Source organism: Pseudomonas sp. LBUM1646 (assembly GCF_059716165.1).
On record NZ_CP166810.1, the window covers coordinates 584,279 to 598,524 of the forward strand.

General features: G+C 60.3%; 12 protein-coding genes. 7 read left to right on the forward strand and 5 right to left on the reverse strand.

Annotated features, from left to right (window positions below):
- Positions 1-11: 11 nt before the first annotated feature.
- Genes ACA071_RS02550 through ACA071_RS02560 form a run of 3 tightly spaced genes read left to right on the forward strand, consistent with a single transcriptional unit; the run spans position 12 to position 2,927 of the window.
- Positions 12-929, forward strand: a complete 918-nt coding sequence (locus ACA071_RS02550) for a DUF6625 family protein (protein ID WP_497642993.1) — start codon at positions 12-14, stop codon at positions 927-929.
- The gene (locus tag ACA071_RS02555; RefSeq protein ID WP_497642994.1) at positions 892-2,046 is read left to right on the forward strand and encodes a glycosyltransferase family 4 protein; all 1,155 of its coding nucleotides are present in this window, start codon (positions 892-894) and stop codon (positions 2,044-2,046) included. The genes ACA071_RS02550 and ACA071_RS02555 overlap by 38 nt, the downstream gene beginning before the upstream one ends.
- Positions 2,043-2,927: a glycosyltransferase gene (locus ACA071_RS02560; RefSeq protein ID WP_497642995.1), complete on the forward strand. Its 885-nt coding sequence runs from the start codon at positions 2,043-2,045 to the stop codon at positions 2,925-2,927. The genes ACA071_RS02555 and ACA071_RS02560 overlap by 4 nt, the downstream gene beginning before the upstream one ends.
- Before the next feature lie 25 nt (positions 2,928-2,952).
- On the opposite strand, the gene ACA071_RS02565 is transcribed toward ACA071_RS02560, so the two are convergent.
- Positions 2,953-4,167 (reverse strand): acyltransferase family protein, encoded by a 1,215-nt coding sequence (locus ACA071_RS02565; RefSeq protein WP_497642996.1) that lies wholly within the window; start codon positions 4,165-4,167, stop codon positions 2,953-2,955.
- Positions 4,167-6,032 (reverse strand): O-antigen ligase family protein, encoded by a 1,866-nt coding sequence (locus ACA071_RS02570; RefSeq protein ID WP_497642997.1) that lies wholly within the window; start codon positions 6,030-6,032, stop codon positions 4,167-4,169. Before ACA071_RS02570 ends, ACA071_RS02565 begins: the two co-directional genes overlap by 1 nt.
- Before the next feature lie 156 nt (positions 6,033-6,188).
- On the opposite strand from ACA071_RS02570, the gene msbA reads away from it, so the two are divergent.
- The 4 genes from msbA to hldE all read left to right on the forward strand — a co-directional run bounded on the left by msbA (position 6,189) and on the right by hldE (position 11,009).
- The gene (gene msbA, locus ACA071_RS02575; protein WP_497642998.1) at positions 6,189-7,991 is read left to right on the forward strand and encodes a lipid A export permease/ATP-binding protein MsbA; all 1,803 of its coding nucleotides are present in this window, start codon (positions 6,189-6,191) and stop codon (positions 7,989-7,991) included.
- A 185-nt stretch (positions 7,992-8,176) separates the two neighbouring features.
- Positions 8,177-8,881, forward strand: a complete 705-nt coding sequence (locus ACA071_RS02580; protein WP_497642999.1) for a sulfotransferase family 2 domain-containing protein — start codon at positions 8,177-8,179, stop codon at positions 8,879-8,881.
- Positions 8,874-9,485 carry an adenylyl-sulfate kinase gene (gene cysC / locus ACA071_RS02585; RefSeq protein ID WP_497643000.1) on the forward strand — a complete coding sequence of 204 codons (612 nt, stop codon included), beginning with the start codon at positions 8,874-8,876 and terminating at the stop codon, positions 9,483-9,485. The genes ACA071_RS02580 and cysC overlap by 8 nt, the downstream gene beginning before the upstream one ends.
- Before the next feature lie 102 nt (positions 9,486-9,587).
- Positions 9,588-11,009, forward strand: coding sequence for a bifunctional D-glycero-beta-D-manno-heptose-7-phosphate kinase/D-glycero-beta-D-manno-heptose 1-phosphate adenylyltransferase HldE (gene hldE, locus ACA071_RS02590; protein WP_497643001.1), 1,422 nt, complete (start codon positions 9,588-9,590; stop codon positions 11,007-11,009).
- A gap of 172 nt (positions 11,010-11,181) precedes the next feature.
- Here hldE and ACA071_RS02595 read toward each other — a convergent pair whose 3' ends face one another.
- The 3 genes from ACA071_RS02595 to ACA071_RS02605 are packed head-to-tail and all read right to left on the reverse strand — an operon-like array spanning position 11,182 to position 14,167.
- On the reverse strand, positions 11,182-12,150 hold the full coding sequence (locus ACA071_RS02595) for a metal ABC transporter ATPase (RefSeq protein ID WP_497643002.1): 969 nt from the start codon (positions 12,148-12,150) through the stop codon (positions 11,182-11,184).
- Between the two features lie 32 nt (positions 12,151-12,182).
- Positions 12,183-12,995 (reverse strand): aldo/keto reductase, encoded by an 813-nt coding sequence (locus tag ACA071_RS02600; protein WP_497643003.1) that lies wholly within the window; start codon positions 12,993-12,995, stop codon positions 12,183-12,185.
- On the reverse strand, positions 12,992-14,167 hold the full coding sequence (locus ACA071_RS02605; protein ID WP_497643004.1) for an NAD(P)/FAD-dependent oxidoreductase: 1,176 nt from the start codon (positions 14,165-14,167) through the stop codon (positions 12,992-12,994). Before ACA071_RS02605 ends, ACA071_RS02600 begins: the two co-directional genes overlap by 4 nt.
- Between the last annotated feature and the right edge of the window lie 79 nt (positions 14,168-14,246).

The following is a 14,246-nucleotide window of genomic DNA, read 5'->3' on the forward strand; positions in this document are numbered from 1 at the left end:
GTGAAGTTTCTGTGATGAGTCCATACCCGCGTATTCTTTTTCTGATTCCTTATTTCGGCCAATGGCCGTTCTGGATGCCGTTTTTTCTGGAGAGTTGCAGACGTAACGCCGATATCGACTGGTTGCTGTTCAGTGACTGCGGCATTCCCGAGAATCTGCCGCCCAACGTCAGCGTCGAGGCCATGACGTTCAGCGACTATTGCGCGTTGGTGTCGCGGCGCTTGAATATCGACTTTGCGCCCGATGCCGCCTATAAGCTCTGCGACATCAAACCGGCGTTGGGACATATTCATGTCGACCGCCTGCAAGGCTATGATTTCTGGGCGTTTGGCGATATTGATCTGGTGTATGGTGACCTGCGAAGTTACTTCACGCCGCAGCGGCTGGCCGGCTATGACCTGTTTTCCACCCATGAGCGGCGGGTAGCAGGGCATCTGTGCCTGATGCGCAACACCGCGCGCAAGCGTGAGTTGTTCATGCAGATCAAGGGTTGGCAAAAGCGTTTTACCGATCAGGAACATCACGCGCTGGACGAGGGGGCTTTCAGCCGTATCTTCCACTGGCGCAAGAATTTTCCCGAGCCTTTGTTCACCCTGGTGGGCAAGTTCAATCCGTGGCGTCGCCGTAGCGAATTCACCGAGGCATTCAGTACGCCGGGTGGCTGCATCAAGTGGCATGACGGCACGGACGATTTTCCGCGTCTCTGGTATTGGCGCGATGGCAGTTTGAGCAATGATCGCGATGGCGATCGCCGGTTTCCGTATTTCCACTTCGTTTGCTGGAAACGCAACGAGTGGTCACGGTTGCCCCAACCCGACCCGGCCGAGGTCAGGCGCCTCGCCGCCGAACCGGCCTGGGTCATCGATGCGACTGGTTTCCACGGGGAGAGTTATGAGTCAACGGTCAAAGGTTCTGCAACTGCAGCCTGACTACAACGTCAAAGCCCATGATTTTGCCGACCTGGCAGAGCAGATCGTCAAGGCACTGCCGAGCGATCGCTATGAGGTGACCGCCGCGTTCCTGCGCGGCAAGCCGGGGCCAGGCGAGGCGGTGAGCCGTGCCGACCGTTCGGTGTATTTCGAGTTTTCCGACAAGTCCCTCAAGGGCATGCGCCTGCGCGCGATGTGGCAGTTGTACAAGTTTTGCCGCGCGGAAAAGTTCGACGTGGTGATCTGCAACCGTTTCAAGCCTGTGAACATGATGCTGACGCTCAACCGTTGGCTGAAAGTGCCGCTGTGCATCGGCATTTCCCACGGTTTTGGCGAGTACGACCGGTTTTACCGGCGCCGCCAGACCCAGCGGCTGGTGGATCGTCACTGGCGCTTTGTCGGCGTCTCGCCAGCGGTCAAACAGTACCTGCTGGACTGCGACTGCGGCTTTACCGAGCAGAACACCTACGCGATCACCAATGCCATCGACATCGAGCAGGCCGAAGGCTTGCAGCACAGCCGCGAGCGCGCCCGTGAGATGTTGGGCGTCGATCCGTCGGTTCGGCTGATCGGCGCACTGGGCCGTCTGGTGCCAGTCAAAGGCCACACCTACCTGCTACAGGCTTTTGCCGCGCTCAAGGACAAATACCCGAACACCCAACTGGCGATCATCGGTGCCGGCCGCGAAGAAGCGAAACTGGCTGCCGAGATCGAGCGCCTGGGCCTGACCGGTCGTGCGCACCTGCTGGGGTTCAAGGAAATCGCCTTGCAGTACATTCGCGCGTTTGATGTCTGGACCATGCCGTCGCTGGCCGAAGGCCTGGGCCTGGCGCTGCTCGAAGGCATGAGCGGGCATCTGCCTGTCATCGCTTCGAACGTGCCGGCGATGCTGCCGCTGATCGAAGGTGCCGGCGGGCTGGCGATTACCCCCAAGGATGTACCGAGCCTGGTCGCCGCGCTGGATAACTACCTCGCCCTGTCGGATGAAGAACTCAAGGCCAAGGGTGAGCAGGCGTTCCGTTATCTGCAGACAGAACACGACATCGAGGTGTTCCGCCAGGAATACCTGAACCTGATCGACTCCGGCCTGGAACAGGCTCGCAAGGAACCAAAATGAACGACGCGCAACCCATCGTCACGGTCATCATCGCGTCGTACAACCATGCGCCCTACATCGAGGAAAGCATCCTCAGCGTCCTCAACCAGACCTATTCGAACATCGAATTGCTGGTGGTCGATGATGGCTCCAAGGACGACAGCGTCGAGCGCATCAAGGCGTTGCAGGCGCAGCACGGTTTCGATTTCCGGGTCCAGGAAAACCAGGGCCTGACAAATACGCTCAATGGCGCAATCGCCCGTTCCAGGGGCAGCCTGATCGTGCCGTTCGGTTCCGATGACATCATGTTGCCGGAGCGCATCGCCACGCAGGTGGCGTACATGGACGGCAAACCCGAGGTCGGCATTTGCGCCGGCAACATCGAGCTGATCGACGCCGACGGTAATCTGTACCCGGAGAAGCGCCAGCGCCGGGATGTGCCGTTCCGTCGCCTGGATTTCGATGACATGTTCCTGGAGCGCAAGCCTTATCCGCCGGCGCCGACCCTGATGATCCGTCGTGAAGCGCTGGACAAGGTGGGCGGGTTCGATCCGAACATCCGTCTGGAGGATTTGCTGATCGAACTGAAGGTGACCCATGCCGGTTATTTCATCGATGGTCTGAATGTGCTGATGGCGCGCTATCGCAAGCACGCCACCAACTCCTACAAGAACCACCGCTTCATGATCGACAACATCCTGCGGTCCTACGCGCTGTTCAGCGATCATCCGCTGTACGACGAGGTGCGCTACAAGTTCCTCAGTTCGATGTTCCTGAAAACCGCCAACCGTGACCGCAAACTGGCGCGGGAGCTGCTGGCGCAGATTCCGTTCAAGGCCTGGAACAAGAAGACCTGGCGTGGTCTGAGCCGGCTGTACTTCTCGCCGCTGGAAAAGGACTGAGTTCGTTCAGGAAGTTCGCTCGAGGTTACCGAGCGAACTTTTCCCTCAGGTTCTTCGCCATCCGGCCCTGACGGAGCCACTTCAAGACGTGCTTGCCGGCGTTGATGCCGGGCTTTTCGATGTACAGGAAGGTCGCGCTGCTGATGATGATCAGCAGGCACGCGCACAGCGCCATCATCGGCAGGAAGGTCCAGGTTTCACGCGTATCGATGGGCAGTACGTGTGGCAGGCGCTGCAACATGACCCAGAGCAGGAAACCGTGCAGTAGGTAAGTGCTGTAGCTGATTTCTCCGAGCCAGCGGATGCTGCGCGGCTTCAGCGCGCCGAATAGTGTGTGCCCCGACGCCACGATCACGAAGAACACCGACATCAACAGCAGCGGCATCAGGCTGAACGCGCGGTTGAAGGCGGTAAAGGCAATCGCCAGTGCGAGCAACGCGATAATGCCCGCCAGCCGTGTTTGGCTCCAGGCGACCAATTGCGGGCGGCGTACCCAATACGCGGCACCGATGCCACCGAGGAAGCTGGCCAGAAAGTGCTTCTTCAGCGAATGCTCCCAGCCGACCACCTGGTACAGCGCATAAATGCCGATCAGGCATAACACCACTCGCAGCCAGCTGCCTCGATAGATGAACACCATTGCGGCCAAGGGCAGCGCCAGATAGAAAAACACCTCGTAGCCCAGGGTCCAGGTGACGTTGGAAATCAGCATGCCTGTTTGGTGGTACTGGTTGACGTCCGGGCGGTCGAAGGTCAGCCAGGCCAGAATCTGCCCGACGACCTGGATGCCGGGCACCTTCAGCTCCCAGTTCTGCAGATGAAAGACCGAGACAAACACCAGCAGCATCAGTGGCAGGTACAGCGGGTAGAGGCGAAACAATCGGGAGACCGCAAAGGCCAGCCAGTCATGTTCGCGCCCCTGGGTGAGCAATCGGCTCCAGAACAGAAAACCGGTGATCATGAAAAACAGCGCAACACTGCCCTGGCCAAGCTGCGAGTAGAAGTTGCTCGGTGGAAAATCAATCACACCCGTGCGCAGAAAGATCCAGGTAATGATTGAGTGATGCACAAACACCCCAAACGCCAGATATCCGCGCAGGCCGTCGATGCTGGAATAGCGACTTTCGCCGGAGTGCTGCAGATGCCGGGCGATTTTCGGAACGGCGCGCAGCAGTAACGCGGCGGTCAGGATGGCCACCAGGTAGGCGCCCAGCGCAATGAAGGGGTTGGTTTCGGTCATCAATGAGCCTTGGCCGTGTTGCTGGCGGCCAGCACTTGCCTGTGCAGGTTGTTTACGGCGGATGTGGATGCGGTGGCAGCGTATCCCTGGAGCAGCGCCTCGAAGTGATCCTCGAACAGCCAGCGCCGATCCTCGTTGTAGCGTTGCATATGGCGCAAATTACGTTGACGCAGCGACAGACTCAATGACGACGGGTAGATGCGCATGTCGGCCAGGTCGATCAGGCCGAATTCGCCGTCGCTCAGCACCAGTACATTGCCCAGGTGCAGGGAGCGGAAGTACACGCCTTGCTCATGCAATTGCGCCATGAACTTGCCGAAACGCTCTACCAGGGCCTGACGCACCGCTGGCGCGGTGATCCCTTGTAGGACCTGACGCAGGGTGTTGCCGGGCAGCGGCGAGTAATGCACCGCACTGCTGCCGTCTTCGAGCCGATACAGACCCAAGGTCTGTGGTGTTGGAATGCCCAGAGTACGCAGTTGCTCGCTGTTAACCGCAAAGCGTTCGGAATATGGGTTGAAACTGCCCGAGGTGTACCAGCGACGACGGCGGAACAACTTGAGGAAACTGCCATCGACCAGGCGCAGCACTTTCGGCCCGAGGCCATCCTCTTCTATCACCTGGGCATTCACGGTCATTTGCTCGAACGCCGTCGGCGTCAGCGTTTTAACCGGCGTGGCCAGCAGGCGTCTGGCGCGCTGGTTAATGCTCAGTGCGGCGATCAGCGCCAGAGGAATCCACAGCAGAAACCAGTGCTCCTTGGGGCGGGAAATGATGCCGCCGCCCTCGGTCAAACCTGCACCGATGCCGAATATCAGCCAGGTCGACGCGACGATAAACATCGGCTGGACACGATTGCGCCAGCTGCTCAACAGGGCCCAGCCCTGAAAGAACAGCCAGGGCAACAAGCCTAAAATGCCGACGTAATAGAGCACGCCAAGCGCAAAACTGTGGGGTTCTTGCAGGGTGTAGCCGACGCCGGGGTCGAGTGCCAGGCTGGCGTTGTAGCCATGACCGATCCATGGGTGTTCGGCAATTCGATGCAGCACCATCTGCCAGATTTCGAGGCGAAAGGAGTCGCCTCGCTCAACGATCATCCGCGAAAACATCACGCTGACCCCTAGCCCGCTGACGATCAGGGCTGCGAGCAATACGACCGAGCGACGATTCCAGCAGATGAAACTCAGCCATAGCGCCGCCAGTGTCAGGGCCACGAGTGGGGTTCTGGAGCCCGTGGCGATGACCGCGGCGAACATGACGGCCATCGCCGGAAGGCTGAGCCAGAGCATCTGCCGACGCTTGCAGGTCATGCTCAGGCTCAACCAGTAGGCGCAGAAAAAACCGAAGATATGCGAGCTGAGCAAGGGATTGTCGAACGCGCCGCCGCCAATCAATCGCATACCCGGCTGGTAGATATGGGAAAACATGAACAGGTTGTAGACCGAAGCGATCAATCCGGCCATCGCGGCGCTGAACAGCAGCGGCTGGATGATTTCGCTGCGGTGGCGCACCAACAGGTAGGAACCCGCGAACAATAGCAGCGTATGCAGCGCTGGCTTGAACTGGGCGGGAATGCTCTCGTTATCCGGTGGTCCCCAGCTCAGGCTCAGCAGGGCCCAGGCGGCGAACAGCAATAGCGCGATGAACACCGGCTCACGCAACAACTCCTTGAGTTCCCGCGGGCGCAGGCACAGGGCAATCAGCGATGGAATGCTGAACAGGCCATAAAACAACTTGTGGTGAAGGCTGCGTCCGGGCAGAAAGAACAGCGCACACAGAAGCAAGAGATAGCCCAGTGGAAGAATCCACAGGCAAATGAAATCGAAGACTCGATTGGACGTGCTGTTGAAACCGCTGAGTTGCATGCTGAGAGATTCAATCCTGAAGTTGATCGGCCATTTCGGGATGATGGCTATTTGATGCTGAATGCAGTGCCTAACAATAACAGCCTTTATGCGTTTGCCAGAACCCTGAAGAAGCTGTGCTAAAGTCAGCGTCCTTTTTATCGACAATCGCGTGATATGACCGACTCCAGTCTCTCCGCAAGCCCATCGAGCTTGAAAATCTACTTCCGTCTGCTCGGCTATGTCCGGCCGTACATCAGTCTGTTCCTGATCAGCATTGTCGGCTTTCTGATTTTCGCCTCGACGCAGCCAATGCTCGGCTACATTCTCAAGTACTTCGTCGATGGCCTGTCCAATCCAGAGGCCGTGCTGTTTCCGACGGTGCCTTACCTGCGCGACCTGCAACTGTTGCAGGCAGTGCCGTTGCTGATCATCCTGATTGCGGCGTGGCAAGGTTTCGGCTCTTACCTGGGCAACTACTTCCTGGCCAAGGTTTCCCTCGGTCTGGTCCACGACCTGCGGGTGCAGTTGTTCAACAACCTGCTGGTCTTGCCTAACCGGTACTTCGACAAGCATAACTCGGGTCATCTGATTTCGCGTATCACCTTTAACGTGACCATGGTGACCGGGGCGGCCACGGATGCGATCAAGGTCGTAATCCGTGAAGGCATGACGGTGATCTTCCTGTTTGCCTCGCTGTTGTTCATGAACTGGAAGTTGACGCTGGTCATGGTCGCGATCCTGCCGCTGATCGCCGTCATGGTGCGTACCGCGAGCAAGAAATTCCGCAAGCAAAGCAAGAAGATCCAGGCCGCCATGGGCGACGTGACCCACGTGTCTTCGGAAACGATCCAGGGCTATCGCGTGGTCCGCAGCTTCGGCGGCGAAGTCTACGAACAGAAGCGCTTCCTGGCCGCCAGCCAGGGCAACACCGACAAGCAACTGCGCATGACCCGTACCGGCGCGATCTACACGCCGCTGCTGCAACTGGTGATCTACTCCGCCATGGCGGTGCTGATGTTCCTGGTGCTGTACCTGCGCGGCGACGCTTCAGCCGGTGACATGATTGCCTACATCACCCTGGCCGGCCTGCTGCCGAAGCCGATCCGTCAGTTGTCCGAAGTCAGCTCGACCATCCAGAAAGGCGTGGCCGGTGCCGAAAGCATTTTCGAACAACTGGACGTCGAGCCGGAAATCGATACCGGCACCATCGAGCGCGATGCGGTCAGCGGTCGCCTGGACGTACGTCACCTGAGCTTCACCTACCCGGACACCGATCGCCAGGTGCTCAACGACATCAGCTTCTCGGTCGAGCCGGGGCAAATGGTGGCGCTGGTAGGGCGTTCGGGCAGTGGCAAGTCGACCCTGGCCAACCTGATCCCGCGCTTCTATCACCACGACAAGGGCGAAATCCTGATCGACGGTGTTGAAGTCGAACAATACAAACTGCTGAACCTGCGCAAGCACATCGCCCAGGTGACCCAGCATGTGACGCTGTTCAGCGACACCGTGGCCAACAACATCGCCTATGGCGATCTGGCCGGCGCGCCCCGTGAAGACATCGAGAAGGCGGCGAAAGACGCTTACGCTATGGACTTCATCGCGCAGTTGCCTGAAGGCCTGGACACTCAGGTCGGTGAGAACGGTGTGTTGCTGTCCGGTGGTCAGCGCCAACGTCTGGCGATTGCCCGGGCACTGCTGAAAAACGCACCGCTGCTGATCCTCGATGAGGCCACCTCGGCTCTCGATACGGAATCCGAGCGGCACATTCAGGCGGCGCTGGATCAGGTCATGAAAGGCCGGACCACCCTGGTCATCGCCCACCGGTTGTCGACCATCGAGAAGGCTGACTTGATTCTGGTTATGGACCAGGGCCGGATCGTCGAGCGCGGCACGCATGCCGAGCTGCTCGCACAGAACGGTTACTACGCCCGCTTGAACGCTATGGGCCTCGATGCCCCGGCAGAAGACATCGCCTGACCTGCTGCGAGGGTGAGCCCGTCTCACCCTCGCTCATCGGACGTGCAAGGCGTCCGGTGATTTGTATCGGCTTGCTTACCCGTCTTGACCAAACCTGAATAAAACTCTGCGCCGCGCTTGTTAAGGTTCCTGAACGAACTTCTGACTTTCATCGAAGGGGCCATCCCCATCGCGCGGGTACTGTCATGTTGCAACGCTATCTGTGGAAACTGTTGCCCAAGCAGCAGCGGGCCTTCCTGCTGGGGCGCCTGTCGGTCGTTGACCGCCAGGTAGTGAACAAGTCGATGTCGGCCAATCTGCAATTCCCCAAGTCTTTCGCACAGCATGAATGCCTGTTCATTCACGTTCCAAAATGTGCCGGGAGCAGTGTGTGTGCGGCATTGTTCGATGACTGGAGCCCTGGGCACTTGCCGCTGTACTGGTACGAGCAACAGTTTCCCGAGCAGTTTGCCGCCAGTTTCAAATTCGCTTTCGTTCGCGACCCGCTGGAAAGGGCCTACTCGGCTTACGCGTTCCTGCGCGGCAATGAGCTGGGCCGGCGCGATCAAGCGGCGCAGAAACTGGTCAGTCAGTACCGCGACTTCGATGACTTCGTGGCGCGTTGGCTGCATCCGGAGACGATTGGCCGACAACTGCATTTTGCCGCGCAAACAGATTTTCTCACCGACTCCCTGGGGCATCTGGCGCTGGACTTCATTGGCTATCAGGAACATCTGGCACGGGATTTCGCGCTGGTTTGCGAGCAGTTGCAGCATCCGGTGGTGCTGCCTCATATCAACAGCTCGCAGCAGCGCCAGCCAAGGCTGGCCCGTGATTTCTGTTCGGTTCGGACCCGGCGCCTGGTGCGCCGGGTTTATCAGCGCGATTACGAGATGCTCGGCTATGAATGAGGCCCAATCGATGACAGCGCCAATGCCAGCGATTCGCCCATATGGATTGGCGCTGTCGAGCCAGGCCCGTGCCGCGCTCAAGTCGCAGCGCCCGCGCTGCCTCTGGTTGACCGGGTTATCCGGGGCGGGCAAGTCGACACTGGCCAATGCCCTGGAGCTGCAACTCAATCAACGTGGCTTTCACACCTTTATTCTCGATGGCGACAACCTGCGCGGCGGGCTGTGCAGCGACCTGGGGATGGGCGCTGATTGTCGCCGGGAAAACATTCGGCGCATGGCCGAGGTCGCGCGGCTGATGGTCGATGCCGGGCTGATTGTGATCGTGGCGGCGATCTCGCCGTTTCGCGCAGAACGCGAGACTGCACGGCAGTTGTTCGCCGAGGGTGACTTCATCGAGGTCTATGTGAGCACGTCATTCGCGGTGTGCGCACAACGCGACCCCAAAGGTTTGTATCAGGCAGCCCTGCAAGGGCGGATCAAGGACTTCACCGGTATCGACAGCCCTTATGAGGCACCGCTGACCGCAGAGTGCGAGATCGACACCCAGAATCTGGAGCTGGAAGATGCCTGCGCCCGGTTATCGACTTTTTTGCTCAATAAATGATCAAAAAACTCAGCCAATTCATCCTGTTGCAGCCGTCACGCAAGCCTTCACCAACCCTGTGTTAATATCGCGGCCCTGTTCATTTTGTATGTGGGTTGCTCCATGAAGTTGTCCATGCCGCGATTCGATCAAGCCCCTGTCTTGGTGGTCGGCGATGTCATGCTCGACCGTTACTGGCATGGTGGTACCTCACGGATTTCCCCTGAGGCGCCGGTACCGGTGGTCAAGGTCGAGCAAATCGAGGACCGCCCGGGCGGTGCCGCCAACGTTGCTCTCAACATCGCCGCCCTCGGCGCCCCGGCTTCGCTGGTCGGCGTGACCGGCGACGACGAAGCCGCCGACAGCCTGGCCAATAGCCTCAAGGGTGCTGGCGTGCGGGCGTTGTTCCAGCGCATTGCGCACCAGCCGACCATCGTCAAGCTGCGGGTCATGAGCCGTCACCAGCAATTGCTGCGTATCGACTTCGAAGAACCCTTCGCCACCGACGCCCTGGCGCTGGGCGAACAGGTCGACGAATTGCTCGAAGGCATCAAGGTGCTGGTGCTGTCCGACTACGGCAAAGGCGCGCTGAAAAATCATCAGGTGCTGATCCAGGCCGCCCGTGCCCGTGGCATTCCGGTGCTGGCTGATCCCAAGGGCAAGGATTTCTCGATCTACCGCGGTGCGAGCCTGATCACGCCGAACCTCAGCGAATTCGAAGCCATCGTCGGCGGTTGCGCCGATGAGCACGAATTGGTGAGCAAGGGCGCGACCCTGATGCACGACCTCGACCTCGGCGCCTTGCTGGTGACCCGTGGCGAGCACGGCATGACGTTGTTGCGCCCGGATCATCCGGCTCTGCACTTGCCAGCCCGCGCCCGTGAAGTGTTTGACGTGACCGGCGCCGGCGATACGGTGATTTCGACCCTGGCGGCAGCGATTGCCGCTGGCGAAGAACTGCCCCACGCCGTGGCCCTGGCCAACCTGGCGGCGGGCATCGTGGTCGGCAAGCTCGGTACGGCGTGCATCAGCGCACCGGAACTGCGTCGCGCCATCCAGCGTGAAGAAGGTTCCGAGCGCGGTGTGCTCGGTCTTGAGCAATTGCTGCTGGCGGTCGACGATGCGCGTGCGCACAACGAGCGGATTGTCTTCACCAACGGTTGCTTCGACATTCTGCATGCCGGCCACGTGACCTACCTTGAGCAGGCGCGGGCCCAGGGCGATCGTCTGATCGTCGCGGTCAACGACGATGCCTCGGTGAGCCGCTTGAAAGGGCCGGGTCGTCCGATCAACAGCGTTGACCGGCGCATGGCGGTACTGGCCGGTCTGGGCGCGGTGGATTGGGTGATCAGCTTCCCTGAAGGCACCCCGGAAAACCTGCTGCGCGAGGTCAAGCCGGACGTGTTGGTCAAGGGTGGGGATTACGGGATCGACCAGGTGGTCGGCGCAGACATCGTCACCGCATACGGCGGGACGGTGAAAGTGCTGGGGCTGGTGGAAAACAGCTCGACGACTGCAATTGTCGAGAAGATCCGTAATAACTGACCCCGGATGATCGTTCCCACGCTCTGCGTGGGAATGCCTCAATGGACGCTCTGCGTCCGCTGTGGGGACGCGGAGCGTCCCGGGCTGCATTCCCACGCGGAGCGTGGGAACGATCAAACACAGGTGTACACATAACCCTGTAGGAGCTGCCGAAGGCTGCGATCTTTTGCTTTTAAGAGCCGACTTTCTTGCGCGGCACGATCTTCTTCAACAATTGCTTGGCCTTCCCGCGCAACCGCGCCAACCCTGAATCCTTCCCCGGCGGCGTCAGCCCCTGCTGCCGCACCCAATCCTTCCAGCGAATCCGCTCATCGCGCACCAGCCAGCCTTCCTGCTGGGCAAAGCTCTCCGCCAGGTACAACCCGCGCGTACTCGCCGGGTACAGCTGATCCTTCTTCAAGGTATACAGCTCAGCCATCGGCTGGCCATCCTCCAGCGGCATCAAGTACAAGTCCGGACGCTTGCGATCCAGCCGCGCCACCAACTGATCACCTTCCAGTCGTTCGTCAACATGGAACAGGCTCAGGGACTTGGCTTCCTTGGGCGCATCCAGGCGCAGATCGTAGATCAGTTGCAAGGACGCGGTCGGCAAGTGCACATAAGCCCGGGGCCGTTCGATCAACTGCATATTGGCGCAACGCACCGGCCGCGCCGAGCCGGATAACGGTGTCAGGCGAAACGGCAGGGCTTCACGATAATGCAGTGCTGACGCGTAGGGCGCCGGGAGCCAGGTGTCATTAAAACGCCCGGTCAGCCAGCCTTCCGGGGTTTCCAGCAGGCACTCTTCGGCGATCTCCTGGATCGCCGTGTGCAGCGGCAGGTTCAGCTCATGGGCCGGCACGTAACCGGAAATCAGCTTGAGTACCACGTCGCCGCGATCCTGGCGGCGCTGACGCACCAGCACCCAGTAATCGCGATTCTGCCAATGCAGGGTCAGGCGCACCGAAACCCCGAGATTGGCCAGCTCCAGGGCAAAGCGCTCGGTGTCAGCCACGGTGACCGGGCGACGACGTTGCAGGGTTTGGGAGAAATTCAGCGGCATCCCGACGCTTTGATAACTCAAGCCTTCGGGAGTCGCTTCGACGTACAACGGCAGGGTCTTGAAGTTGCTCGGGTTCTTTCTAATGAGCGTACGCGGCATGTCGGCTCCTGCTTAAGGCCGCGTGGGCGGCATCAGTTTCTACGTAGGACCTGGGCAACGGTCGCGACGTTGTGGGCGAGGTGCAGCGGATTGATGGTCCCGACAATAGCACTGGCAACACCCGGATGTTGGAACAACAACTCGAAGCTGGCGCGCACCGGGTCCACGCCAGGGCTCAGGCAGACGTGACCACTGGCGAGGGCCTTCTTGACCAGGATCGCTTTGCCATGGGCGGCAGCATAGTCAATGACGGCTTTCTCGTTCTGTTCGTTCAGATTGTAGGTGACCATGGCGCAATCACCTTGTTCCAGAGCCTTCAAGCCGCCTTCGACGGTTTTTCCGGAAAAGCCGAAGCCGCGAATCTTGCCTTCGTTCTTGAGTTCGGCGAGGGTCGCGTAGACCTCGCAGTCGTTGAGGATCCTAAGGTCATCGCCATCAGAGTGCACCAGCACCAGGTCGATAAAATCCGTTTCCAGACGTTGCAGGCTGCGCTCCACCGAGCGCCGGGTATGGGCAGCACTGAAGTCGTGGCTCGACTGGCCGTCGACAAACTCTTCGCCGACCTTGCTGACGATCACCCAGTCCTGCCGCTGACCGCGCAGCAATGGGCCGAGGCGTTCTTCGCTGCGACCATAGGCCGGGGCGGTGTCGATCAGGTTGATGCCCATGTCGCGGGCGAGTTTGAGCAGCATGCGCGCTTCGTCATCGTCCGGAATCTGGAAGCCGTTTGGGTACTTCACCCCTTGATCGCGGCCGAGTTTCACGGTGCCCAGGCCCAGCGGTGAAACCAGCAGGCCGGTGTTGCCGAGTGGGCGATGCAGGTCATGTAAGGTCGATACGCTCATGGCAGCAGTTGCTCCCAGGCCGGGACGCCCATCGGTGGTTTTGGCAGGTCGGGCAGCGGCGCTGCCGGGCCGGGTTGGATGCCGTCGCGGGTCAGGCTGGCGATCACCCGGTCAGCGAAGTCCGGCGCGAGTGCCAGTTTGGTCGGCCAGCCAACCAGCAGCCGACCTTGTTCGGCAAGGAAGGCGTTGTCCGGACGGGTCAGGCCGGTTTGCAGCGGCTCGGCGCGGTCCACACGCAAGGTCGCCCATTGCACGGTGCTCAGGTCAATCCACGGCAGCAATTGGCCAAGTTCTTTTTGCGCCGTGGCAATTTGCTCGGCGGGTTCGCGGGCGACGCCTTCGGCTTCGGCGATGTCGCCGCCCAGGTACCAGACCCACTGGCCATCGGCGGCCGGATGGGTTGTCACCGTGATGCGCGGTTTGGTGCCGCCGCCCAGGCAGTGGGCGTACAGCGGTTTGAGGCTCGGGCCTTTGGCGATGATCATGTGCAACGGCCGGCGCTGCATGGCGGGTTGGCTCAACCCCAAAGCTTCAAGCAGCGCGGCCGTTCCGCCACCGGCACTGAGGACGATGCGCTGGGCGCGAATCTCGCGTCCGTCGACTTTCAGTCCGGCCAGGATTCCACCTTCCAGCAGCGGTTCGATCGTTTGCCCGGCGAGCAGACCATCGCCCGCCAGATCGGCCAGGCGCTGGATCAGGCTCGGTACGTCGATCACCAGTTCGGCCAGGCGATACACCTTGCCCTTGAAGCGCTTGTCTTGCAGGGCCGGCGGCAGTTGATCGCCCTTGACCTGATCGACCCGGCCGCGCACGGCTTTGCTGGCGAAGAAACTGGTGAGGTTGCCGGCAATCGTGCCGGGGGACCAGAGGTAATGGGCTTCGGACAACAGGCGAACGCCGCTCAGATCCAGCTCGCCGTCACCGGCCAGCGCTTCACGCCAGCGACGCGGCATGTCGGCGATGGCTTCCGAGGCGCCGGTCAGGGCACCGTGCAGCGCGTACTTGGCGCCGCCGTGGATGATGCCCTGGGACTTCACGCTCTGCCCGCCACCGAGGCTGGCGCTTTCCACCAGCACGGTCGAAAAACCCTGGCGGCGCAGACGCGCATTCAGCCAGAGGCCAGCGACTCCAGCGCCGACAATCAGAACGTCGGTGGAAATAACGGATGGCATGCAGCGACCTCAGTGTTCAAGACGAGGGCGCAGTATACAGATTCATGCCGGACGCAAACTTTGTAGCCGCTGCCGAAGG